Consider the following 23,393-nt stretch of genomic DNA (forward strand, 5'->3'; position numbering starts at 1 on the left):
CCATGAAAGATCTGTACGTTTACTATCAGGTAAAAGAAGAGTACGCTCAGGCGCTGGAAGCCCGGGTGCGCGCCTTGCAAACCAAGCTGGCGGCCGCCTCAGGCGTGGCGCCGCAACTCAAGCGCCGTCCTGACGCCAAGGATGGCTTGCAGACGTGGATGGAAATTTATCCCGTCGTCGGCGAAGGCTTTACGGAACTGCTGGCCAGCGCAGCCGACGAAGCGGGCTTGCTGTCATTGACGGCCGGCGCGCGCCATACGGAAGTGTTCATGGATTTGCCTCCATGTGCCTGATCGTTTTTGCCTGGAAAGTCAATCCGCACATCCCGCTGATTGCCGCCGCCAACCGCGACGAATTCTATGAACGCGCCAGCGCCCCCGCCGGCGCCTGGCCCGAACACCCGCAAGTGTATGCGGGCCGCGACCTGCAGGCGGGCGGCAGCTGGATGGGCATCACCCAAGCCGGCGCCGGCAGCTCGCGCTTTGCCGCCATCACGAATATCCGCAGCCCGCAAGACCGCAACCCGGACGCCCCTTCGCGCGGCGCCCTCGTAGCCGACTACCTGGCTGGCAACATGTCGCCGCAAGACTACATCGCGCAAATCCGCCCCGGCTGCAAAGCCTACAACGGTTTTAACCTGGTGCTGGGCGACGCGGACACCCTGATCTGGTTTTCCAACCGCGGCGATGGCGATGCGCGCAATGGCCAGCCATTGGAACCTGGCATCTACGGCCTGTCGAACGCCCTGCTCGACGCGCCATGGCCGAAGGTCCTGAAGACCAAGGCCCAGTTCGCCAGTTTGCTGTGCCAGGGCGCGCCCGACGAAGCGTATTTCGACATGCTGGCCGACACCACGCGTGCGCCCGACTTCCGCTTGCCGGACACGGGCGTGCCACTCGACCTCGAGCGCGTGCTGTCCGCCGTCTGCATCGAAACGCCGGGCTACGGCACGCGCACCTCCACCGTCGTCAAATTGTTTCGGGATTCTCCTGGCGAATTGCATGAGCTGGTGATTCAATAACGCCACCTTGCATCATGCGTAGGTCGGGTTAGCGCGCAAGCGCGTAAGCCGACAACACCAGCGCCCTCAACCGGCATCACCACCGTCCACGATGTCGGATTACGCGCCCCTGCGGCGCGCTAATCCGACCTACGCAAGCTTCCCCTCTCTTCATCAAAAACTCACTCGACATCCGCTCGCACAAAAAAGAAAGCGCTTGCGCAAGCGCTTTCTTTTGTTTACGATAGCTTCAATCGCGGCGACACAGCCGCACACTATCGCAGTACACAATAATAATAAAAACCTCAGGAGACACCATGGCCACCATGGAAGATGTAGCGCGGGCGGCGGACGTATCGCTGTCGACCGTCTCGCACGTAGTCAACGGCACCCGCAAGGTCAGCCCGAAAACCGTCGCCGCCGTCAATGCGGCCATGCAGCAGATCGGCTATGTGCCGAACATGCTGGCGCGCGCGCTGGCCGGCTCCTCGTCGGGCACCATCGGCGTGGCCATTTCCGCCTTCACCAATCATTACTTCAGTGAAACCGTGCGCGCCATCGAGGCGGCCTGCACGCGCCATGGCTTGATGATGCTGTTTTCTGATACGCATGACGATCCCGAGCAGGAACTCAAAGTGGTACAGAACTTGCACCAGCGCCGGGTCGACGGCATCGTGCTGGCGCCGTCCGGCGATCCGCACAACCGCGCCCTCGACTATTTGACCAGCAACAAGATCGCTTCCGTGCTGGTCGACCGCATGTCGCCACAACCGTTCGACCAGGTGGGCGTGGAAAACATCGAGGCGACGGCAGAACTGGTCAGCCACCTGATCACGGCCCACGGCCACCGCCGCATCGGCTTCATCGCGGGCGCGCCCGGCCTGTCCACGACGCACGAGCGTATCGACGGCTACCGCCTGGCCTTGCAGCGCGCCAATATCGCGTTTGACCCGGAACTGCTGCGCTCGGGCGACTCCAACCTCGAGCGCAGCGGCGCGGCCACCCGCGAATTGCTGGCCTTGCCTGCCGGACAGCGCCCGACCGCCATTGTGGCCGGCAATAACTTGATGACCATCGGCACCATGCATGCCTTGCGCGACGCGCACATTGCGGTACCGCAAGACGTCGCGCTGGCTGGCTTCGATGATTTCGACTGGGCCGATTACTTCAGCCCCCGCCTGACCGTGATGGCGCAGCCGCTCGAAGAGCTGGGCGCCATGGCCGTCGACCTGCTGATCGAGCGCATCGCCCATCCCGGCCGTGCCCAGCACGTGCAGCGCCTGTCGCCGACCTTGCGCGTACGCAATTCCTGCGGCTGCCCCTGACCTTTTACAGTAAATCAACATGCATCCAGCGATTTCCCTCGGTATCGACCTCGGTACCTCCGAACTGAAAACCGTGCTGATGGACAGCACTGGCGCCGTGCGCGGCCAGGCGTCCGTGCGCGTCGACACCAGCCGCCCACAGCCGGGCTGGTCCGAACAAGCGCCGCAAGACTGGTGGGCCGCCTGCGTCAACGCCCTGGCGCAGCTGCGCGCCGGCTGGCCGCAGGAATACGCACAGATCGCCTGCATCGGCCTGTCGGGCCAGATGCACGGCGCCGTGCTGCTCGACGACCAAGACGCCGTGATCCGTCCCGCCATCCTGTGGAACGATGCGCGCGCCGAAGCCGAAGCGGCCAACCTGGCGCGCGACTATCCCGCGTATGCGGACGTGACGGGCAGCCTGCCGATGGCGGGCCTGACGGCGCCAAAACTGCTGTGGCTGCAAAACCACGAGCCTGACGCCTTTGCCGCCATCGCCTGCCTGCTGTCGCCGAAAGACTACCTGCGCCTGCACCTGACGGGCAACAAGGTCACCGACATGTCCGACGCGGCCGGTACGCTGTGGCTGGACGAAGCCAGCCGTGCCTGGTTCGCCCCCATGCTGGCCGCCTGCGGCTTGATACCGGAACAGATGCCGGCGCTGGCCGAAGGCGATGCCGCCACGGGTACCGTGCTGGCCGCCGTCGCAGACAAGCTGGGCTTGCCAGCAAACGTGGTGGTGGCGGCCGGCGGCGGCGACAACCCCGTCTCGGCCGTGGGCATCGGCGCCGTCAACGGCGGCGACAGTTTCATTTCGCTGGGCACCAGCGCCGCCATCGTTTCCGTCACAGAACAGCCTTTGGGCAATCCGGCCGGCGGCGTGCACAGCTTTTGCCACGCCCTGCCCGGCCGCTGGTATGCGATGGGCGCGATCTTGTCCGGCGCCAGTTGCTTGCGCTGGGCCACTGGCGTGCTGGGCCAGCCCGACGAGGCGGCCCTGCTGGCGCTGGTGGAGGCGCTCTTGCCGCTCGATATCCCCGTCGCGCCGTCCGCGCCCCTGTTCCTGCCGTATCTGTCCGGTGAGCGCACGCCGCATAACGACCCGCAAGTGCGCGGTGCCTTTTTGCAACTGGGCCACGACAGCACGCCGGCGCAGCTCGGCTATGCCGTGCTCGAAGGCGTGGCCTTTGCCTTGCGCGACGCGATGGCGGCCGTCACGTCGACAGGCGCCGTCGTTCCCCACTGCATGCTGGTGGGCGGCGGCGCGCGCAGCCAGTACTGGGCGCAATTGCTGGCCAATGTGCTGGGCCGCGAGATGCGCACCCTGCACAACAGCGAACTGTCCGCCAGCCTGGGCGCGGCCAAGCTCGGCTTTGCCGCCATCGGCCAGCGCCAGCTGCTGGCCACCAGCTTGCCCATCAAAAACACTTTCCTGCCCGATGCCGCGCACAGCGCAGCCTTGAGCATCCGCTACAGCCGCTACCGTAGCCTGTTTCCCGCCGTGCAAGCCTTGCACCAACTCAGTGATAAGGAAGAGTAATGAATCAGCTGCAACTATTGAAACAACACAGCACCGTTGTCGCCGACACGGGCGACTTTTTGCAACTGGCGCGCTTCGCGCCGCAGGACGCCACCACCAATCCGTCGCTGATTTTAAAAGCCGTGCTGCAGCCCGATTACGCGCCCTTGCTGGAAAGCACTGTCGCCGCGCACAAGAACGCGTCGCTGGACGATATCGTCGACCAGGTACTGGTGCGCTTCGGCCTGGAAATTTTGAAGGTGGTGCCGGGCCGCGTATCGACGGAAGTCGATGCCCGCCTGAGTTTTGACCGCGATGCCACCGTGGCCCGCGGGCGCCGCCTGATCGCCCTGTACGAGCAAGCCGGCATTAGCCGCGAGCGCGTGCTGATCAAGGTCGCCGCCACCTGGGAAGGCATCCAGGCGGCACGCGAGCTGGAAAAAGACGGCATCTTTTGCAACCTGACCCTGCTGTTCGCGTTTTGCCAGGCCGTCGCCTGCGCCGATGCGAAAGTGCGGCTGATTTCGCCATTCGTGGGCCGCATCTACGACTGGCACAAGAAATCGATGGGCGCCACATGGGACGAAGCGGCGCGCAGCTTGTCCAACGATCCAGGTGTACAGTCGGTCACGCGCATCTTCAATTACTACAAACAACATGGCATCGCCACGCAAGTGATGGGCGCCAGCTTCCGCAACGTGGGCCAGATCACGGCCCTGTCCGGCTGCGACTTGCTGACCATCAGCCCCGATCTGCTGGCGAAACTCGAAACGGCAGATGCACCGTTCGAGCGCGCCCTGGGCGCCGACCTGGGCGAGGCGCAGCCGGCCATCACGTATGACGAAGCCGCTTTCCGCTACGCCTTGAACGACGACGCGATGGCGACCGAAAAGCTGGCCGAAGGCATCCGCGGCTTTGCCGTCGATGCGGGCAAGCTGGACGCCATGATCGAGAAATTACGCAGTCAATAAGTTGGCACCCTTTTTCACCCGTAGCACCGTTTGTTTTTCACAATAAAAACCCTTGGAGATCCTCATGAAAAAAGTCATTACCGCCTCCCTGCTGCTGTCCGCCGCCTGTGGCGCTTTCGCTGCTGACAAACCGCTGAAATCGATCGGCGTGAGCGTGGGCGACCTGGCCAACCCGTTCTTCGTGGCGATTGGCCGCGGCGCGGAAGAAAGCGCGAAAAAGCTGGGCGGCCCTGGCGTGAAAGTCACCACGGTGTCCAGCAAGTATGACCTGAACACCCAGGTGGACCAGATCGAAAACTTTATTGCCAACAAGACCGACATCATCATCCTGAACGCCGTCGATTCCAAGGGCATCGCGCCAGCCATCAAGAAAGCGCGCAATGCGGGCGTGGTCGTGATCGCCGTCGACGTGGGCGCCGTGGGTGCTTCGGCCACCGTGATGTCCGACAACACCATGGCTGGCGACGTGTCGTGCGCCTACCTGGCCAAGCAGATCGGCGGCAAGGGCAATGTGGTGATTCTGAACGGCCCGCCGGTCACGTCCGTGATCGACCGCGTCAACGGCTGCAAGAAAACCCTGGCTGCGTTCAAGGATATCAAGATCCTGTCCGATAACCAGAACGCCGGCGGCAGCCGCGACGGCGGCATGACCGTGATGTCGAATCTGCTGACGGCCCATCCGAAGATCGACGGCGTGTTCGCCATCAATGACCCGACCGGTATCGGCGCAGAACTGGCGATCAAGCAATCGAAGCGCACGGACGTGAAACTGATCACGGCCGTCGATGGCGCGCCCGATGGCCAGAACGCCCTGAAAAACAAGGCCGGCCTGTTTGCCGCCACCTCGGCGCAAAACCCGTACCGCATGGCGACCGACGCCGTGCAAATGGGCTACGACATCATGAACGGCCGCACGCCGAAACAGACCATGGTGCTGTTGCCGACCCCGGCCATCACCAAGGAAAACGTCGCCACCTACACGGGCTGGGTAAAGAACTGATCTGCCTGACCTGAACCACGAGGCGCCGCCAGCCTATGGCAGGCGGCGCCAGTTTCACAAGCAAGGAAGGACAGTCATGAGCGACGATATTATTTTTGAAATGCGCGGCATCGAGAAGCGCTTTGGCGCCACGCGCGCGCTGCGCGGCGTGCACCTGACCGTGCGCAGCGGCGAAATCCATGCCGTGATGGGCGAGAACGGCGCCGGCAAGAGTACCCTGATGAAGATTTTATCCGGCGTGTACACGCCGGACGCGGGCGAGATCATTCTCGACGGCAAGCCGATCCGCATCCGCAACCCGGGCGAGGCACGCGCGCTGGGCATCAACCTGATCTACCAGGAACTGAGCGTGGCCAAGAACATGACGGTGGCGCAGAACGTCTTCATGGGCAGCGAGCCGAAGGGACCGTTCTGGACCGTCAAGGGCGGCGAAATGCGCGCGCGCACGAACGCCATCCTGGCCGATCTCGGTTCCCGCTTCGACGCCGACACCATGGTGTCGGCCCTGTCGATCGCCGAGCAGCAGCAGGTGGAAATCGCCCGCGCCCTCGTGCATGAAAGCCGCATCCTGATCATGGACGAGCCCACTGCCGCCCTGTCCGACCGGGAAACAGAACAATTGTTCCGCATCATCGAAGAACAGCGCGACAAGGGCCTGGCCGTACTCTACATCAGCCACCGCATGGCCGAAGTGGAACGCCTGGCGCGCCGCATCACGGTGCTGCGCGACGGCGCCTATGTGGGCGAGCTGGGCAAGGATGAGCTGGATCAAAAGAAAGTCGTGCAAATGATGGTGGGCCGCCCTGCCGACGACTTTTACTCGCACCAGCGCCGCACCACCCGGGGCGCCGAGCGCTTGCGCGTGGACAAGGTGGGCGGCGGCAAGGTCAAGCCGGCCTCGTTCGCCCTGCATGCGGGCGAAGTGACGGGTCTTGCCGGCCTCGTCGGCGCAGGCCGCACGGAACTGGCGCGCCTGATCTTTGGCGCGGACAAGAAGCAATCGGGGCAAGTGTGGCTCGATGGCCAGGAAGTGCACATCCACCGGCCGCTGGCAGCCATCCGCCACGGTATCGGCTACCTGCCCGAAGACCGCAAGAGCCTGGGCCTGTTCATGCAATTGTCGGCCATGGAAAACATGTCGATGAATATCCTGTCCAAGCATGCGACGGCGGGCGTGGTCAACCGTGGCGCCCTGACCCAGCTCACGCGCGAAGCCATCAGCAACCTCAACGTGAAAGTGTCGGGGCCGGACGGCATCGTCGGCGGACTGTCCGGCGGCAACCAGCAGAAAGTCTTGCTGGCGCGCTGGCTGGCCATCGCGCCGAAGGTCCTCATCCTCGATGAACCGACGCGGGGCGTGGACGTGGGCGCGAAGAGCGAAATTTACAAGATCATCCACCAACTGGCGGACGCGGGCACCGCCGTGCTGTGCATTTCCAGCGAACTGGCCGAGCTGGTCGGCATTTGCGACCGCGTGATGGTGATGTGCGAAGGCAGGCTCACCGGCGAAGTCACGGGCGACGACATCACGCAGGAAAACATCCTTGCTTATGCCACCCAGCTGGAAGCGGCATAAAAGAACAACCATTCAGGAGATTTAACATGACAACGAGTACCACCAGCGGCGCCGCGCGCGCCGGCGAACCCTTCAATGCTTCGAACCTGATGCGCCGCCTGGGCATGCTGCCCGTGCTGGTGGTGCTCTACCTGGCCATGTACGGCCTGACCGTGTATTTCTCGGCCGACGGCACGTCGACGTTCATGACCAGCAATAACACCATGAACATCTTCCGCCAGGTGTCGATCAACATCGTGCTGGCGTCCGGCATGACCTTCGTCATCCTGACCAGCGGCATCGATTTGTCCGTCGGTTCCGTGCTGGCCGTCTCGGCCGTGGCAGGCATGCTGATGTCGCTGTCGGCCCAGTTCGCCGGCTTCTCGATTCCCGCCTTCCTCATCGTCGGCCTGCTGCTGGGCGCGCTCAATGGCGTGCTGGTCGCCCTCGTCGGCCTGAACCCGTTTGTCGTGACCCTGGGCACCATGACGGCCCTGCGCGGCGCCGCCTACCTGCTGGCGGACGGCACCAGCGTGCTGAACACGGAAATCCCGAGCTTTGAATGGATGGGCAACGGCAGCTTCCTGGCCGTGCCCTGGCTGATCTGGCTGGCGGCGGCCGTCGTCGTGCTGACGTGGTTTATTTTGCGCAAGACGACACTGGGCCTGCATATCTACGCCGTCGGCGGCAATATCCAGGCGGCCCGCTTGACCGGTATCAAGGTCGGCCTCGTGCTGATGTTTGTCTACACGATCAGCGGCCTGTTCGCCGGCCTGGGCGGCGCCATGTCGGCCAGCCGTCTGTATGCGGCCAACGGCAACTGGGGTACCGGTTATGAACTCGATGCGATTGCAGCCGTCGTGCTCGGCGGCACCAGCCTGATGGGCGGCGTGGGTTCCGTCTGGGGCACCGTCATCGGCGCCCTGATCATCGGCGTGATGAACAACGGCTTGACGATTCTGGGGCTGTCGTCGTTCTGGCAGTATGTGGCGAAAGGCGTCGTGATCGTGCTGGCGGTGATTCTCGACAAATGGCGCCAGTCGCACGCGCAGAACTGATTTTGCTGGTGTTGTCGGGTTACGCGCTTTGCGCTAACCCGACCTACGTGCAACGACAGGCGTAGGTCGGATTAGGCCGCAGGCCGTAATCCGACAACACCCTAAAACACCAGCAGCATCTCCACATGCGCAATCCCCGCCTCTTCAAACTGTTCCCCCTGCTGCACGAAACCGTGGCGCGCATAAAATGGCGCGGCCACGGTTTGCGCATTCAGCACCACCGCTGCATCGCCGCGTTCGCGGGCTTTCTCCATCAGCAAAGTCAACATGGCGCCGCCCACGCCCGTGCCGCGTCCCGGCTGGCGCACGGCCATACGGCCGATGTGGCCATCGGGCAGTAACCGGCCCGTGCCGATGGCGGCACCAAAGTCATCATAGGCGACGGCGTGCAGGCAGACGGCGTCCATGTCGTCGAGTTCAATCTCGGCCGGCACTTTCTGTTCATCGACAAAGACTTCAAAACGGATGGCGGTGGCGTCGGAGCCCAGGGTGGCCCAGTCGCCGAGGCGGATGGTGTGCTTGGTCATGGCATGCGGTAATAAGAGAGGGGCCGCCATTGTCGCACGGCCTGCCACGCCTTGGCAGGTGGTGCGGCTCAAGCGTTCGATTTCAAGTAACGTCCAGGTGTTTCACCGAGTATTTTGCGAAACATGACGACAAAATTGCTCGCGTTCTCGTAGCCCAGGCCCTCTGCGACATGCTGGACCGTGGCGCCCCTGGCCATCCATTGCAAGGCGAGCAAGATATGCAGTTGCCTGCGCCAGCTTCCGAAACTCATGCCGGTTTCCCGGGACACCAGGCGTGACAGCGTGCGCGCACTGATGCCCATCCGCTGCGCCCATGATTCGATGTTACCCGGATCGGACGGACGCGCCATGATCCACTGGACCAGTTTGCGTAGCCGCTTGTCTGGCGTCAGGGGAAGATGAACCTGGCCGCGCTGCGCCAGCGCCATTTCGTCGAGAAGCAGTGTCATGACTCGTGACGCCATGCCGCCCTCTTCGTAGCGCATCGGCAATGCCGCTGAACGGATCACCAATTCACGCAGCAGCGGCGTGGTCGACAAGGTGCAGCACTCCCGCGGCAACGCGTCGTCCTCCGCAGGATCGACATACACCACGTAACAATCGACCGTGCCGGCCCCATCCATTCGATGTTGTGTGCCACCGGGTACCCAAATGGCGCTTCCTGGCGGCACCAACCAGAAGCCACCGTCGACCTCGCAGGTCAGCACGCCGCGCATCCAAAGCAGGAACTGGCCTTTTCGATGCTGATGGAAATCCCTCTCCTTGCGGCTATCCATGTCGCGGCCAACGGCGCCAAGCGTGACCACCGGCCTTGGCACGCAGTCGGGGTCTTCCCAGTCGCTGGACGAATCGTCGCTGAAAACAGGCATCGGGCACCTTTCAAGGGTGAGTATCAGTGGCAAGAATTCAATATAACATGGCCTGTTGGCTCATTGTGACCAACACGTGGCGCGCCTAACATGGACGCTGACATCACAACCACGAAAGCTGTCACATGGAACAAACGAAGAAAATCCTGATCTGCGGCGGCGGCATCGCCGGCCCCGCGTGTGCCTGGTGGCTGAGCAGGTACGGCTACTCCGTGGTGCTCGTCGAAAAGGCCGGCGCGCTCAGGGACGGCGGGCAGAACGTCGATGTGAAGGGCGCCGCGCAGCAGGTCATCAAGCGCATGGGTTTGACGGAGCAGGTCGAGGCGCGCGACACGCTGGAGTGCGGACAGAAGTGGCTCGACGCGGCCAGCAAGGTGGTGGCTGTTTTTCCCAAAGGTAGTATCGGCGGACTGACCTGCGATTTCGAAATCCTGCGCGGCGATTTCGCCCGTATTTTGTTCGATGCGACCCGCGGCACTTGCGACTACCGTTTTGGCACGTCCGTCAGTGGCGTTGAAGAGATTGAAAATGGCGTGCGGGCAACCTTTGCCAATGGCACGGCAGAGGACTTCGCGCTGGTGATCTGCGCCGACGGCGTGAGCTCGCCGACCAGAGATCTGGCGCTGGCCGCTGAAACGCGCATGCGTTACCTCGGCGCCTACATGGCGTTTTTCAACATTCCCCGGCGACCGGAGGACGACTTCTGGGCCTGCTCCGTCAATGGCATAGGCGGGACGATGATCAACCTCAGGCCAGGTGGCTTGACGCACACTACCGTGCTGATGACCTTTCCTGCCGCTGAGCCTGGCCTGCGGAGTCCGACGACGCCGTCGCCGCGCGAGATGCTGCGTGCGGCACTGGTGGGCCGGGGCAAGGTGGCCGATCGTATTATCGCCGAGCTGGATGCCGTCCAGGACGTCTACTTCGGGCCGATGAGCCAGGTGCAAGCTTCCACCTGGTCAAAAGGCCGGCTGGTCTTGCTGGGCGATGCGGCGCACTGCCCGACGCCATTCACGGGCAAGGGCACGGCGCTGGCGCTGGTGGGAGCCTACGTGCTGGCGGGGGAAATCAAGAGATGCGCGACCCACACCCAGGCTTTCGAGGCATACGAACGCATCCTTCGCCCGTATGCCGAGCGGTCGCAGCAGGAGCTGAGCCCTCGCCTCATCCGGCTCATGCACGTGCGGACGCGGTTCGGCATCGCCATCGCGCACCTGCTGCAACGGTGCTTCGGCAGCGCCCTGATCCAGTCGCTGTTGCAAGCGAACGCCACGAGCAAGGCGCGTAGGATCGACGAGGATTTCACGCTCCCGATCTATTGAAAGCTTTGCTGCGCTACCGGGCGCAGCCGGTCACTTTTCAGGACGGCCCGCTTACAACTTCACCAGCTGCTTGCCGAAGTTGCGCCCTTTTAAGAGGCCGATGAAGGCCTCGGGCGCGCTGGCCAGGCCGTCGGCCACGGATTCGCGGAATTTCAGCTTGCCCGTCGCCACCAGCGTTCCCAGTTCCGTCAGTCCCTGCGGCCAGAATTCCGGCTGTTCCGAAACGATGAAGCCGCGCACGGTCAGGCGGTTGGTGAGGATCAGGCGCGCATTGTCGAGCGGCGTCGGTTCGCCGTTGTAGCCGGCGATCCAGCCGCACACGGCGATCCGGCCAAACGCGTTGGTGCGCGCCAGCGCCGCATCGAAGATGGCGCCGCCCACGTTTTCAAAGATGGCGTCGATGCCGTCCGGCGTGGCCGCCGCCAGATCGGCCTCAAGATTGCCCGCCTTGTAATCGACGCAGGCGTCGAAACCCAGTTCGTTCACCACATAGGCGCACTTGTCCGCGCCGCCGGCGATGCCGACGACGCGGCAGCCTTTCAATTTCGCCAGCTGCCCCACCACGCTGCCCACGGCGCCGCTGGCAGCCGACACGACCACCGTTTCGCCCGCCTTCGGCGCCATGATCTGATTCAAACCATACCAGGCCGTCATGCCCGGCATGCCGACGGAACCCAGGTAAGCCGAAGCGGGAATCTGCGTCGTGTCGACCTTGCGCAGCATGGTGCCATCCGACACGGCCACTTCCGTCCAGCCCAGGGTTCCCACGACCGTGTCGCCTGCAGCGAACTTCGGATGCTTCGATTCCAGCACGACGCCCACCGTACCGCCGATCATGGTTTCATTCAAAGCCTGCGGCGCCGCATAGCTTTTATTGGCACTCATGCGCCCGCGCATGTAAGGATCGAGCGACAGGTACTGATTGCGTACCAGCAATTCACCATCCTTGATGGCGGGAAGGTCTTGATTTTCCAGGCGAAAATGTGCCGGGTTGACCTCCTCATTGGAGGCGGGCCGCGAGGCGAGGACGATGCGTTGGTAGGTGGTCATGGTGCTCCTTGACGATAGAGAAGATCAGCGGAAGGCTGGGGTCAGACCCGGCGGGGGAATGCGTCCCAATGGGACGCATTCCGATCGCGAAGCGACTGACCCCGGGTGTCTGTTGCGTAACGACTAAATCTCGTAATCCATGCACTGCCGCGCTTCCCGCACGGCCCCAAAAAACGGCTTGATTTTCACGTGCTCGGGATGGTTCTGGTAGGCGTCGAGCGCTTCGCGGCTGGCGAATTCGCTGTACAGGACAATGTCGTAGGTCGCTTCCAGGCCCGGCTGGGCCACAGCGGCTTCGAATTTCAAGATGCCGGGCACCAGGTCGGAACAGGAATCGAGCAGGGCCTTGAGCTTCAACGCATTCGTGGCGCGGTCGGCGCCTTCGGCGTGGTCTAACAGTTTCCAGAAAACGATGTGCTTGATCATGGTGGCAGGCTGCTTGTTTATTAATGAAGCATTACTGTACCCGCTATCGGCGCGTCTTGCAGGAAGCAGGCGCGCAAAACAAACGGGCAGCCTCGAAGGCCGCCCGCAGACTGGGTTTAATTTACATCACAGTACTTCGAACAGCCCGGCCGCGCCCTGCCCGCCGCCGATGCACATGGTCACGACCACGTATTTGACGCCGCGGCGCTTGCCTTCGATCAAGGCGTGGCCCGTCAGGCGGGCGCCCGACACGCCGTACGGGTGGCCGACGGCAATCGCGCCGCCGTTCACGTTCAGGCGGTCCATGGGGATGCCCAGGGTGTCGGCGCAATACAGCACTTGCACGGCGAACGCTTCATTGAGTTCCCACAGACCGATGTCGGCGACAGTCAAGCCCGCTTTTTTCAGCAGTTTCGGGATGGCAAACACGGGGCCGATACCCATTTCATCGGGTTCGCAGCCGGCCACGGCAAAGCCGCGGAAGACGCCCAGCGGTTGTAGACCTTTCGCTTCGGCCACTTTCGCATTCATGACGATGGCCATCGAAGCGCCATCGGAAAACTGGCTGGCGTTGCCGGCGCTGATGACGCCGCCAGGAATGGCCGGGCGGATCTTCGCCACGCCGTCATACGTCGTGTCGGCGCGGATGCCTTCATCGGCGGAAATCGTCACTTCGCGCGAGACCAGCATGCCGCTGGCCTTGTCGGCCACGCCCATGATGGTGGTCATCGGCACGATTTCCGCGTCGAACAGGCCGGCGGCCAGGGCGCTTGCTGCGCGCTGCTGGCTTTGCGCGCCGTAGGCATCCTGGCGCTCGCGCGAAATCTGGTAGCGCTTGGCCACGGTTTCGGCCGTCTGCAGCATGGGCCAGTACACTTCCGGCTTGTGCTGCTGCAACCAGACGTCGCGGTACATATGCGTATTCATTTCGTTTTGCACGCAGGAAATCGATTCCACGCCCCCGGCCGCATAGATATCGCCTTCGCCGGCGATGATGCGCTGCGCCGCCAGGGCGATGGCCTGCAAGCCCGAGGAACAGAAACGGTTAACGGTCATGCCAGCCGTCGTGACGGGGCAGCCGCCGCGCAGCGCCACCTGGCGCGCGATGTTGCCGCCCGTGGCGCCTTCGGGAAAGGCGCAGCCGACCAGCACGTCTTCCACTTCTTCCGCCTCGATGCGCGCGCGCTCGACGGCGGCCGCCAGCACATGGCCGCCCAGGGTGGCGCCATGCGTCATGTTGAACGCGCCCTTCCAGGACTTGGCCAAGCCCGTGCGGGCGGTCGATACGATGACGGCTTCATTCATGCTGTGTCTCCTTGTGGGGATATTATGGGGTGAGGTATCTGCGGAATGAGAATAGCACATTTAAGTACGGTCGTTCGCAAAGTTCGGGGCAACATCGATTTGTAAGCTTGGTGTAAGTTTCAAGCAAGCATGACGTAAGGTTCGGAGAACACACTCGCCTCCAGCTGTTGCAAGAATGGTCAAAAAGACCGCGGCACCAGTTCACTATAAAACATAGGGAGACAAACCATGGCATCACCATCCGGCCCGGCCGACGTACGGAAATTTTCCACCAAAGGCACACCTATCACGCCCGAGGAACGCAAGGTCATCTTTGCATCATCCTTGGGCACCGTCTTTGAATGGTACGATTTTTACCTGTACGGTTCGCTCGCTTCCATCATCGCCAAGCAATTCTTCATCGGCGACCCTACCACCACCTTCATTTTCGCGCTGCTGGCGTTTGCCGCCGGCTTCATCGTGCGTCCGTTCGGCGCGCTGGTCTTCGGCCGCCTGGGCGACATGATCGGCCGCAAGTACACCTTCCTGATCACCATTCTGATCATGGGCGGCTCCACCTTCATCGTCGGCCTGCTGCCGGGCCACGCCTCCATCGGCATCGCCGCACCGATCATCCTCGTCATCCTGCGCATCCTGCAAGGCCTGGCGCTGGGCGGCGAGTACGGCGGCGCAGCCACCTATGTGGCCGAGCACGCGCCTGAAGGCAAGCGCGGCGCATTCACGGCGTGGATACAAACGACGGCAACCCTGGGCTTCTTCCTGTCGCTGATGGTCATCCTGGGCACCCGCCTGGCGACCGGCGAGAAGGATTTCGAGGCATGGGGCTGGCGCATTCCCTTCCTCGTCTCCGTCATCCTGCTGGGTATTTCCGTGTGGATCCGTCTGGCCATGAATGAATCGCCGGCGTTTTCCAAGATGAAAGCCGAGGGCAAGACCTCGAAAGCGCCGCTGACGGAAGCGTTCGGCCAATGGAAAAACCTGAAGATCGTCATCCTGGCCCTGATCGGCCTGACCGCCGGCCAGGCAGTCGTCTGGTACACGGGCCAGTTCTACGCCCTGTTCTTCATGATACAGACCCTGAAAGTGGACCTGGCAACGGCCAATGTGCTCGTCGCCATCGCCCTGCTGCTGGCCACGCCGTTCTTCCTGTTCTTCGGCAGCCTGTCCGACCGCATCGGCCGCAAGTACATCATCCTTGGCGGCTGCCTGATCGCCGCCGCCACCTACTTCCCGATCTTCAACGGCCTGACCCACTTCGCCAACCCGCAGCTGGAAGCGGCTCTGAAGAACTCGCCAGTAGTGGTGGTCGCCGATCCTGCTTCCTGCCACTTCCAGTTCAACATGACGGGCACGAAGAAATTCCCGTCGTCGTGCGACATCGCCACGGGCTTCCTGTCGAACAGCTCGGTGAACTACACGAAGGAAGACGCGCCAGCCGGCAGCATCGCCAAGGTACGCATCGGTACGAAGGAATTCACGTCGTTTAACGCCGTCATGACGGCCGATGGTCTGAACTTCGATGCGGAAAGCAAGGCCCACGAAGTGGCGCTGAAGAAAGAACTGGGCGCCGGCATCAAGGAAGCGGGCTACCCTGCGAAAGCCGATCCGGACCAGATCAACAAGCCGATGGTCGTCTTGCTGCTGTTCATCCTGGTGCTGTACGTAACCATGGTGTATGGCCCGATCGCCGCCATGCTGGTGGAAATGTTCCCGACGCGTATACGCTACACCTCGATGTCCCTGCCCTACCATATCGGTAACGGCTGGTTCGGCGGCTTGCTGCCGACCACGGCCTTCGCGCTGGTGGCCTTCAAGGGCGATATCTATTATGGCCTGTGGTATCCGATCGTCGTCGCCCTGGCGACTGTCGTGATTGGCACCCTGTTCGTCAAGGAAACGAAGGATAACAATATCTACGCTGACGATTAATCTGAAGCAAGCCCCGGTCGCAAGGCCGGGGTCCGCAATGCAAAACGCCGCTGACTGGTCAGCGGCGTTTTTTTTGTGGCGTCTGCGCGGCGAACTTATTTGTCGCTCTTGCTCTTTTTCACCTGGTCGCGCTGCTGCACGTATTCCTGGTAGCTGGTCTGGTTGCGCTTGCGGCAGGCGTTGCGGTCGTCGAAATTATTGAGGCTGTTGCAGTACTCGCCGATCTTGTCCCGGTTAGCGTCATACAGTACTTCGCAGCCGGTGATGGCCAGCAAGAAGGGAATGATCAGATATTTCATTGCTACTCTCATGGATAGGGACGGGATTGCGCGAAAAAACACCAGATTGCCCACTGGATAAGCGGGCTGCTTTATCTTAACGCGATCTTGACGAAAAGTACAAGCGCTCGGTATTACTTATTGGAAAGGATACCCGGCGCAAGGACCTGATCGGCGCCGGCCTCCTCGTTCAACAGCGGATTGCCGGCCGCAAACGCCGCCAGGTGCTCAAGCAGCACGCGCACACGGGCCGGCAGGTAGCGCCGCTGCGTCCACACGGCATACACGTGGCGCGGCTGCGGCATCCAGTCGGGCAAGACGCGCACGAGGCTGCCACTGGCCACTTCGTCGCGGCATTGCAGAAGCGGGCACAGCAAGATGCCGATGCCCGCGTCGGCCATTTCCACGGCCAGGCGCATTTCATTGACGCGCAGGCGCGCCTGCGGTTCGATCACCAGCTCGGCGCCGTCACCGGGCCGCCGCAAGCGCCAGCTGCGCAGCGGCTCGGCCACGATCAGCTCGTGCTTTTCCAGTTCCTGCAAGTCGCGCGGCACGCCGGCGCGCGCCAGGTAGGCTGGCGCGGCCACCATCACCAGCGAAGCGCTGCCCAGCCGGCGCTGCATCAGCGAGGAGTCGTCGAGCGCGCCCACGCGGATGGCCAGGTCGGCGCCGCTGCCCACCAGGTCTTGCAGCAGGTTCGACAGTTCCAATTCCAGGCGGATGTCCGGATACTTCTGCATGAAGCTGACCCACGCCGGCGTCAGCAAGCCGCTGGCGAAGTTGACCGGCGCCAGCACGCGGATGCTGCCCGAGACGGCAGACAGGCTGGCGTCGAGCTGCTGCGTCGCCTGCCGCAGGGCGTGCACGAGGGGACGGCACTGCTCGTAGTATTGCCAGCCTTCCGCCGTTGGCTGCAGGCGGCGCGCGCTGCGGTTGAGCAAGCGGTAGCCGAGCTGGCTTTCCAGCTTTTGCAGCCGGCGCGTGACGGTCGCGGCGGGCAAGCTTTCCTTGACGGCCGCTGCATGCAGGCTGCCCGCCTCCACAATGGCGACAAATAAGGCTAAATCGTCAAGCATGATTGCATTTTCGGAATTTGAAATTAAAAATATGGCTCTAGTATAGATTGCTGCAAGTCGTTACGCTGGCGTATCTTTACACTTTGAAAGTGCACCATGTCCGACGCCCTGCGCCTGCGCTGCGTATTTGCCTTCCTGATGTCGCTGCTCATGACCCTGCTGATGAGCGCCTGGGTCACCTGGCTCAATATCGGCCTGCAAGCAGACTTCCTGCCCCGCTGGCGCCATGCCTTCTTTGCCGCCTGGCCCGTGGCCTTTTGCGCCGTGATGCTGTTCGCGCCCCGCGTGCAACTGTTCAGCCGCAGTATCGTGGCACGGCTCGCCAGCCGCCCTTAACCGGCAGTCGGCCAGCAACAGTATCACTCGGTCACTTCCGCCCACGGCCGCCCTGATCCGGGCTATGCTATGGCCGTCCTTGTTTTTATAGCGGAGTACCCATGCTCGATCACGTTTCCCTCACCGTCAGCGACCTGGAACGCGCCGAGCGCTTCTACGACGCCATCTTCGCCGCGCTAGGCGTGCCCAAGGTGGGCAGCGACCATGCCGATGCATGGATAGGCTATGGCGAGCGCAGCGATGCGCAGCATCCCGGGCGCAGCTATTTTTCCGTGCGCCTCGGCCCCACGCCCGACGACGCGCCGCGCCGCCATTGCTGCTTCAAGGCGCCCTCGCGCGCCGCCGTGGAAGCGTTCTGGCATGCGGGGCTGGCGCATGGCGGCATCGACCTGGGCGCGCCCGGCTTGCGCCACTATCACGCCAGCTATTACGCGGCCTTTTTGTTCGATCCGGACGGCAACCGCATCGAAGCCGTCTGCCATCGCGCCGACGCCGGCTGACAGGACGGGAAATACGCCTCTGTTCGGCATTTCCACTTCGGCACGATTTGCCTATAATGGCTGGCAAGCCATACCCGTCCCCGGTCCGTGCACCAAGAAGGAGATTCATGCATCATCTATTCGTCGGCCGCCCCGCGCGCACCAAGCTCCTCTCCAGCGCCGGCTTGCTGCTGGCAGGCTGTTTTTCCGGCTGCTCCCTGTTGCCATCGGCCCCGGTCATGCCCGGCGTGCCGGCCACGGCCGCCCTGCCCGACGCCAGCATCGCCTACACCCTGAGCGGCCAGGGCGGCTTGCCCGTCGTGTTCCAGTCGGCCATGGGCGACGGCAAGGATGTGTGGGCCAAGGTGGTGCCCGAAGTGGCCAAGCAGCACCGGGTGCTCGTGTACGACCGTCCCGGCTACGGCGACAGCAAAAAAACCACCACGCCGCGCGATCCGTGCACCATTGCCGCCCAACAGCGCGCCCTGCTGGCGCAAGCGGGCCTGAAACCGCCATACGTGCTGGTCGGCCATGGTTTGGGCGGGCTGTACCAGTATGTATATGCCAGGCTGTACCCGCAGGACGTGGCCGGCCTGGTCTTGCTCGATCCCACGCATCCGCAGCAATGGAACCGCCTGCAGACGGACGCGTCCGCCTACGCCATGCTCGTCAAAACGCGGCGCAAACTCATGTTCAACAGTACGGAATCGGCCGAATTCGATGCCCAGACGCAGTGCCTGCAACACGTCGACATGAGCAGCCCGCTGCGCGTGCCCGCCATGCTGCTGGTACGCGACAAGTTCGGCATCGAGGAAATGGGTTCGTTCGAGAACGTGGTGCGGGCCCAGGAAAAGGATTGGCAGCGCCTGTCCGGCGCGCCAGCCATCGAGCGCATCACGGGCGCCGGCTACTACATCCAGAAAGACAACCCCGTCATCGTCAACGAGGCGGTCAAGATGGTGGCGAAGAAGAAATAAAAAAAGGGCAGAGAAATCTGCCCTTTGTCATTCAACAACCCAACATCAGCTATTAAAACCCTTGCCCTCGCCCGCCAGCTTCACCAGCAGCGGCGCCGGCGTCCACGCTTCGCCGTGGCGGTCCTTGGCATAGCCGGCTATCGTGTCGAGCACGTTCGGCAAGCCGACCGCGTCCGCGTAGAACATCGGGCCGCCGCGGAACAGCGGGAAGCCGTAGCCCGTCAAATACACCATGTCGATGTCTGAGGCGCGCAGGGCGATGCCCTCTTCCAGGATGCGCGCGCCTTCGTTGACGAGCGCATACACAAGCCGTTCGACGATTTCCTGGTCGCTGATCTTGCGCCGCGCCACGCCGATGTCGGCGGAGTGCTGGATGATCATGGCGTTGACCTGCTCCGACGGATAGGCCTTGCGGTCGCCCGCCTTGTAGTCATACCAGCCGGCGCCCGTCTTCTGGCCATAGCGATTCAATTCGCACAGCAGGTCGGCCGTCTTCGAATACGTCACTTCCGGTTTTTCCACGTAGCGGCGCTTGCGGATGGCCCAGCCGATGTCGTTGCCGGCCAGGTCGCCCATGCGGAACGGGCCCATGGCGAAGCCGAATTTCTCGACCGCCTTGTCGACCTGTTCCGGCAGACAACCCTCTTCCAGCAGGAAACCGGCCTGGCGGCTGTATTGCTCGATCATGCGGTTGCCGATGAAACCGTCGCACACGCCGGAGACGACGCCCGTCTTTTTCAGCTTTTTCGACAGCGCCAGCGCCGTGGCCAGCACGTCCTTGCCCGTTTCCTTGCCGCGGACGATTTCCAGCAGTTTCATCACATTTGCCGGGCTGAAGAAATGCGTGCCGATCACGTCTTGCGGGCGTTGGGTGAACGCGGCAATCTTGTCCAGGTCCAGGGTGGACGTGTTCGAGGCGAGGATGGCGCCCGGCTTCATGACGGCGTCGAGCTGTTTGAAGACGGTTTCCTTGACGCCCAGCTCTTCAAAGACGGCTTCGATGACGATGTCGACCTGCGCAATGTCAGCATACGCCAGCGTGCCGGAAACGAGCGCGATGCGCTGCTCGGCCTTCTCTTGCGTCAGCTTGCCCTTTTTGACCGTGTTCTCGTAATTTTTGCGGATGGTGGCCAGGCCCTTGTCCAGCGCTTCCTGTTTGGTTTCCAGCAAGATCACGGGAATGCCCGCGTTGGCGAAATTCATGGCGATGCCGCCGCCCATGGTGCCGGCGCCGACGATGGCCGCGCTGGCGATCGCGCGCACGGGCGTGTCGGATGGCACGTCGGGCACCTTGCTGGCGACACGCTCGGCAAAGAAGGCGTGGCGCAGGGCTTTCGATACAGGCGACTGCACCAGTTGCATGAACAGGTCGCGCTCGTACTTCAAGCCCTCGTCGAATTTCATCGTCACGGCGGCCGCCACGGCGTCGACGCATTTCAGCGGCGCGGGGAATGGGCCGGACATGGATTTGACGGTATTGCGCGAAAACTGCAGGAAAGCTTCGTGGTTCGGGTAGTCGACCTTGCGCTCGCGCACTTTCGGCAGCGGGCGCACATCGGCCACTTTCGTGGCGAAGGCCACGGCGGCGGCCAGCAAATCGGCGCCGGGCGCGATGACTTCGTCGAACAGGGCCGTGCCGGCCAGTTTTTCAGATGCGACGGGCGTGCCCGAGACGATCATGTTCAGGGCCATTTCCAGGCCCAGCACTCTAGGCAGGCGCTGCGTGCCGCCCGCGCCCGGCAAGATGCCGAGTTTAACTTCCGGTAAGGCCATCTGCGCGCCCGGCGCGGCCACGCGGTAGTTGCAGCCGAGCGCCAGCTCCAGGCCGCCACCCATGCAAACGCTGTGGATGGCCGCCACGACCGGCTTGGTCGATTGCTCGACAACGTTGATCAGGGTATGCAGGGTCGGTTCCGTGAGCGCCTTGGGCGAATTGAATTCCTTGATGTCGGCGCCGCCCGAAAAGGCCTTGCCGGCGCCCGTGATGACGATGGCTTTGATGGCCTCGTCCGCCAGCGCCTGGCGGATGCCGGCCACGGCGGCCGTGCGCGTCGCCAGGCCCAGTCCATTGACGGGCGGGTTGGCCAGGGTAATGACGGCAACGGCGCCGTTCACTTGATATTCAGCACTCATGTCTCTTCCTTATTGATTTTTGCTCAGCGATGAGGTGGTTGCAAGGGATGAAGCTTCACTATACCGCATAAAAGAACGCTCGTATTATTTTTGTCGTGGCGCGTCCGGCGCCAGCATGCTACGCCATGGTACAACATCGTTTGCGGAAAGATTCTGCTGCAAGCGGCAAGCGTCTGTAGAAGCTATCACTTGGATATTCATTTAAATAATAAAAGCACAATAATAATAACGTCGTTTTATTATGTGAAAGAAGGGGCTTGTTATATGTGGACAGGGGCCAATTACGACAGTTTTGACATTATTTATTCCCGCCCCTTGTTTTTCGCCAGACGCTGGGGAATAATAAAATTATTGATTCAAATCAATACTCTACAATTCAATTACTATAGGCAATTCGTATGGCGAACATCGGCGGACGTTCATCGCGCACATTCTCACCGATTATCACCGGATGCCGGCTGATGCAATAACACCGCTGCCTTAATCCTTGCCTTAATCCTTGTCTTAAACCGATAGCAGAAAAAATAATAACAGCAGCCTTATCGCTCCCCCTTCCTCTTCTCACCCCGAAGGAAATACTATGGACGCAGCCAGCCATGTCAGCCACTCCCAGGATCTGGACTTACAAGCGATAAACACTGCATTGAACCGTGTCCAGGCCGTCATCGAATTCGAGCTCGACGGCACCATCCTGCATGCGAATGACAATTTCCTGCGCGTCGTCGGCTACACCCTGGCCGAAGTGCAAGGCAAGCACCATGCCATCTTCTGCGACCCCGAGTATGTCAAAACGGACGAATACAGCAACTTCTGGGCCAAGCTGGGACGCGGCGAATTCGACCAGGGCGAATACAAGCGCCGCGCCAGGGATGGGCGCGAAGTGTGGATCAACGCTTCCTACAACCCCATCCTCGATGCGGACGGCAAGCCGTATAAAGTCATCAAGTTCGCTACCGACATCACGGCCCTGAAAAAGCGCAATGTCGAATACGAAGGCAAGGTCAGCGCCATCGGCAAGGCGCAGGCCGTGATCGAATTCGACATGCAGGGCAATGTGCTGGAAGCGAACGAGAATTTCCTCGCCGTCATGGATTACGACTTGAGCGATATCCAGGGCGAGCACCACCGCATGTTCTGCGAGCCCGAGTATGCCAGCAGCGCCGAGTACAAGAAATTCTGGCAAAAGCTCAACCGGGGCGAATTTGACGCGGGCCGCTACAAGCGCCTGGGCAACCATGGCAAGGTGGTGTGGATACAGGCCACCTACAACCCCATCCTGGACCTGAACGGCAAGCCGTATAAAGTGGTCAAGTTCGCCATCGACATCAGCGACCAGGTGAACCTGGAAAACAGCATCCAGTCCAAGGCCGCCAACGACAGCCGCAAGGTCAACGCCCTGCTCGAATCGGTGGCGCGCGCGGCGCAAGGCGACCTGACCTGCAATATCGTGCCCGAGGGCGACGAGCCGATCGACCTGCTGGCCGGCGGCATCAGCAAGATGATCGTCGACTTGCGCGGCGTGATCGGCAACGTGGTGTCGGCCGCCAACGGCTTTGCCGACGCCTCGCACGCCATCGCCGAGCGGGCCACGGGCGTGGCCGTGGGCACGCAGGCGCTGGGCGCCACGGTGGAAGAAATGAACGCCTCCATCGATGGCCTGACGTTTTCCATCAATTCCATCGCGGAAAACACCTCGAATGCCGATTTCCTGGCAAAAACCACGCAGCAGGAAGCGGAAGCGGGCGCGCGCGCCGTCGCCAAGTCGATCGAGGCGATGGACTTGATCAACCGCTCGTCGGAAGACATCGGCGAAATCGTCAAGGTCATCAGCGAAATCGCCAACCAGACGAACATGCTGGCCTTCAACGCGGCCATCGAGGCGGCGCGCGCGGGCGAACACGGCCTGGGCTTTTCCGTCGTCGCCGACGAAGTGCGCAAGCTGGCCGAGCGCTCGTCGCAGGCGACCAAGGAAATTTCCAAGCTGATCAACGAATCCGTCAAGCGGGTTTCCACCGGCAGCGAGATTTCGCGCCAGGCCAGCGACGCCTTCGACAAGATCGTCTCGGGCGTGGCGAAAACCACCCTGGCCATTTCCGATATCTCGAAGGCGGCCAACGAGCAGCTGCTGACGGCGCGCGAAGTATCGACGGCCATCCAGTACATCGCCGAGGAAACGGAAAAGTCGGCCGCCAACTGCGACAGCATCGCCCGCTCGACGGATGGCTTGAACGAGCGCGCTGGCAGCTTGAACCAGACTGTCTCCGGCTTCGTGGTATAGG

The 23,393-nt window shown here is 62.3% G+C and carries 22 protein-coding genes; 14 read left to right on the forward strand and 8 right to left on the reverse strand.

The window, feature by feature from the left end; all coding sequences use genetic code 11:
- The first annotated feature begins 2 nt into the window (after nucleotides 1–2).
- From P9875_RS16540 to P9875_RS16575, 8 genes are all read left to right on the forward strand, one after another.
- Nucleotides 3–293 carry a DUF4936 family protein gene (locus P9875_RS16540; protein WP_099402032.1) on the forward strand — a complete coding sequence of 97 codons (291 nt, stop codon included), beginning with the start codon at nucleotides 3–5 and terminating at the stop codon, nucleotides 291–293.
- Complete coding sequence (locus P9875_RS16545) at nucleotides 284–1,021, forward strand: NRDE family protein (RefSeq protein WP_099402033.1); 738 nt, start codon at nucleotides 284–286, stop codon at nucleotides 1,019–1,021. The genes P9875_RS16540 and P9875_RS16545 overlap by 10 nt, the downstream gene beginning before the upstream one ends.
- 296 nt (nucleotides 1,022–1,317) lie before the next feature.
- Nucleotides 1,318–2,325, forward strand: coding sequence for a LacI family DNA-binding transcriptional regulator (locus P9875_RS16550; protein WP_278315970.1), 1,008 nt, complete (start codon nucleotides 1,318–1,320; stop codon nucleotides 2,323–2,325).
- Between the two features lie 31 nt (nucleotides 2,326–2,356).
- Nucleotides 2,357–3,844 carry a xylulokinase gene (xylB, locus tag P9875_RS16555; RefSeq protein ID WP_423221855.1) on the forward strand — a complete coding sequence of 496 codons (1,488 nt, stop codon included), beginning with the start codon at nucleotides 2,357–2,359 and terminating at the stop codon, nucleotides 3,842–3,844.
- A complete protein-coding gene (gene tal, locus P9875_RS16560; RefSeq protein ID WP_278315972.1) occupies nucleotides 3,844–4,794 on the forward strand; it encodes a transaldolase in 951 nt (316 codons plus the stop codon). The genes xylB and tal overlap by 1 nt, the downstream gene beginning before the upstream one ends.
- 64 nt (nucleotides 4,795–4,858) lie before the next feature.
- Complete coding sequence (locus P9875_RS16565; protein ID WP_077404737.1) at nucleotides 4,859–5,794, forward strand: ABC transporter substrate-binding protein; 936 nt, start codon at nucleotides 4,859–4,861, stop codon at nucleotides 5,792–5,794.
- Nucleotides 5,795–5,870: 76 nt separating this feature from the next.
- Complete coding sequence (locus tag P9875_RS16570; RefSeq protein ID WP_278315973.1) at nucleotides 5,871–7,370, forward strand: sugar ABC transporter ATP-binding protein; 1,500 nt, start codon at nucleotides 5,871–5,873, stop codon at nucleotides 7,368–7,370.
- Between the two features lie 26 nt (nucleotides 7,371–7,396).
- Entirely contained in the window at nucleotides 7,397–8,407 is a 1,011-nt protein-coding gene (locus tag P9875_RS16575) for an ABC transporter permease subunit (protein WP_035819084.1), read from the forward strand.
- A 101-nt stretch (nucleotides 8,408–8,508) separates the two neighbouring features.
- On the opposite strand, the gene P9875_RS16580 is transcribed toward P9875_RS16575, so the two are convergent.
- Together P9875_RS16580 and P9875_RS16585 are read right to left on the reverse strand one after the other, a co-directional pair.
- Entirely contained in the window at nucleotides 8,509–8,934 is a 426-nt protein-coding gene (locus tag P9875_RS16580; protein ID WP_278315974.1) for a GNAT family N-acetyltransferase, read from the reverse strand.
- A gap of 68 nt (nucleotides 8,935–9,002) precedes the next feature.
- Nucleotides 9,003–9,803, reverse strand: a complete 801-nt coding sequence (locus P9875_RS16585; RefSeq protein WP_278315975.1) for an AraC family transcriptional regulator — start codon at nucleotides 9,801–9,803, stop codon at nucleotides 9,003–9,005.
- 125 nt (nucleotides 9,804–9,928) lie between these two features.
- On the opposite strand from P9875_RS16585, the gene P9875_RS16590 reads away from it, so the two are divergent.
- Nucleotides 9,929–11,125: an FAD-dependent monooxygenase gene (locus P9875_RS16590; protein ID WP_278315976.1), complete on the forward strand. Its 1,197-nt coding sequence runs from the start codon at nucleotides 9,929–9,931 to the stop codon at nucleotides 11,123–11,125.
- 51 nt (nucleotides 11,126–11,176) lie between these two features.
- Here P9875_RS16590 and P9875_RS16595 read toward each other — a convergent pair whose 3' ends face one another.
- The 3 genes from P9875_RS16595 to P9875_RS16605 all read right to left on the reverse strand — a co-directional run bounded on the left by P9875_RS16595 (nucleotide 11,177) and on the right by P9875_RS16605 (nucleotide 13,906).
- Complete coding sequence (locus tag P9875_RS16595; protein WP_278315977.1) at nucleotides 11,177–12,175, reverse strand: NADP-dependent oxidoreductase; 999 nt, start codon at nucleotides 12,173–12,175, stop codon at nucleotides 11,177–11,179.
- A gap of 123 nt (nucleotides 12,176–12,298) precedes the next feature.
- Nucleotides 12,299–12,601: a Dabb family protein gene (locus P9875_RS16600; RefSeq protein WP_099377195.1), complete on the reverse strand. Its 303-nt coding sequence runs from the start codon at nucleotides 12,599–12,601 to the stop codon at nucleotides 12,299–12,301.
- Between the two features lie 126 nt (nucleotides 12,602–12,727).
- Nucleotides 12,728–13,906, reverse strand: coding sequence for an acetyl-CoA C-acyltransferase (locus P9875_RS16605; RefSeq protein WP_035819095.1), 1,179 nt, complete (start codon nucleotides 13,904–13,906; stop codon nucleotides 12,728–12,730).
- 228 nt (nucleotides 13,907–14,134) lie between these two features.
- Between P9875_RS16605 and P9875_RS16610 the strand changes: the two genes are divergently transcribed.
- A complete protein-coding gene (locus P9875_RS16610) occupies nucleotides 14,135–15,835 on the forward strand; it encodes an MFS transporter (protein ID WP_099402043.1) in 1,701 nt (566 codons plus the stop codon).
- Between the two features lie 95 nt (nucleotides 15,836–15,930).
- Here P9875_RS16610 and P9875_RS16615 read toward each other — a convergent pair whose 3' ends face one another.
- On the reverse strand, nucleotides 15,931–16,134 hold the full coding sequence (locus P9875_RS16615) for a hypothetical protein (protein ID WP_099402044.1): 204 nt from the start codon (nucleotides 16,132–16,134) through the stop codon (nucleotides 15,931–15,933).
- A gap of 113 nt (nucleotides 16,135–16,247) precedes the next feature.
- Nucleotides 16,248–17,189: a LysR family transcriptional regulator gene (locus P9875_RS16620; protein WP_278315978.1), complete on the reverse strand. Its 942-nt coding sequence runs from the start codon at nucleotides 17,187–17,189 to the stop codon at nucleotides 16,248–16,250.
- Between the two features lie 96 nt (nucleotides 17,190–17,285).
- On the opposite strand from P9875_RS16620, the gene P9875_RS16625 reads away from it, so the two are divergent.
- From P9875_RS16625 to P9875_RS16635, 3 genes are all read left to right on the forward strand, one after another.
- Entirely contained in the window at nucleotides 17,286–17,525 is a 240-nt protein-coding gene (locus P9875_RS16625) for a DUF2798 domain-containing protein (RefSeq protein ID WP_035819102.1), read from the forward strand.
- A gap of 101 nt (nucleotides 17,526–17,626) precedes the next feature.
- On the forward strand, nucleotides 17,627–18,025 hold the full coding sequence (locus tag P9875_RS16630) for a VOC family protein (protein WP_278315979.1): 399 nt from the start codon (nucleotides 17,627–17,629) through the stop codon (nucleotides 18,023–18,025).
- Between the two features lie 107 nt (nucleotides 18,026–18,132).
- On the forward strand, nucleotides 18,133–18,981 hold the full coding sequence (locus P9875_RS16635; RefSeq protein WP_278315980.1) for an alpha/beta fold hydrolase: 849 nt from the start codon (nucleotides 18,133–18,135) through the stop codon (nucleotides 18,979–18,981).
- 45 nt (nucleotides 18,982–19,026) lie between these two features.
- Here the strand turns inward: P9875_RS16635 and P9875_RS16640 are convergent, their stop codons facing one another.
- A complete protein-coding gene (locus P9875_RS16640; RefSeq protein ID WP_278315981.1) occupies nucleotides 19,027–21,114 on the reverse strand; it encodes a 3-hydroxyacyl-CoA dehydrogenase NAD-binding domain-containing protein in 2,088 nt (695 codons plus the stop codon).
- Between the two features lie 643 nt (nucleotides 21,115–21,757).
- On the opposite strand from P9875_RS16640, the gene P9875_RS16645 reads away from it, so the two are divergent.
- Nucleotides 21,758–23,392 carry a methyl-accepting chemotaxis protein gene (locus P9875_RS16645; RefSeq protein ID WP_278315982.1) on the forward strand — a complete coding sequence of 545 codons (1,635 nt, stop codon included), beginning with the start codon at nucleotides 21,758–21,760 and terminating at the stop codon, nucleotides 23,390–23,392.
- Nucleotide 23,393 lies beyond the last annotated feature (1 nt).

Origin of the sequence: Janthinobacterium rivuli (genome assembly GCF_029690045.1) — a bacterium.
GTDB lineage: Bacteria > Pseudomonadota > Gammaproteobacteria > Burkholderiales > Burkholderiaceae_D > Janthinobacterium > Janthinobacterium rivuli.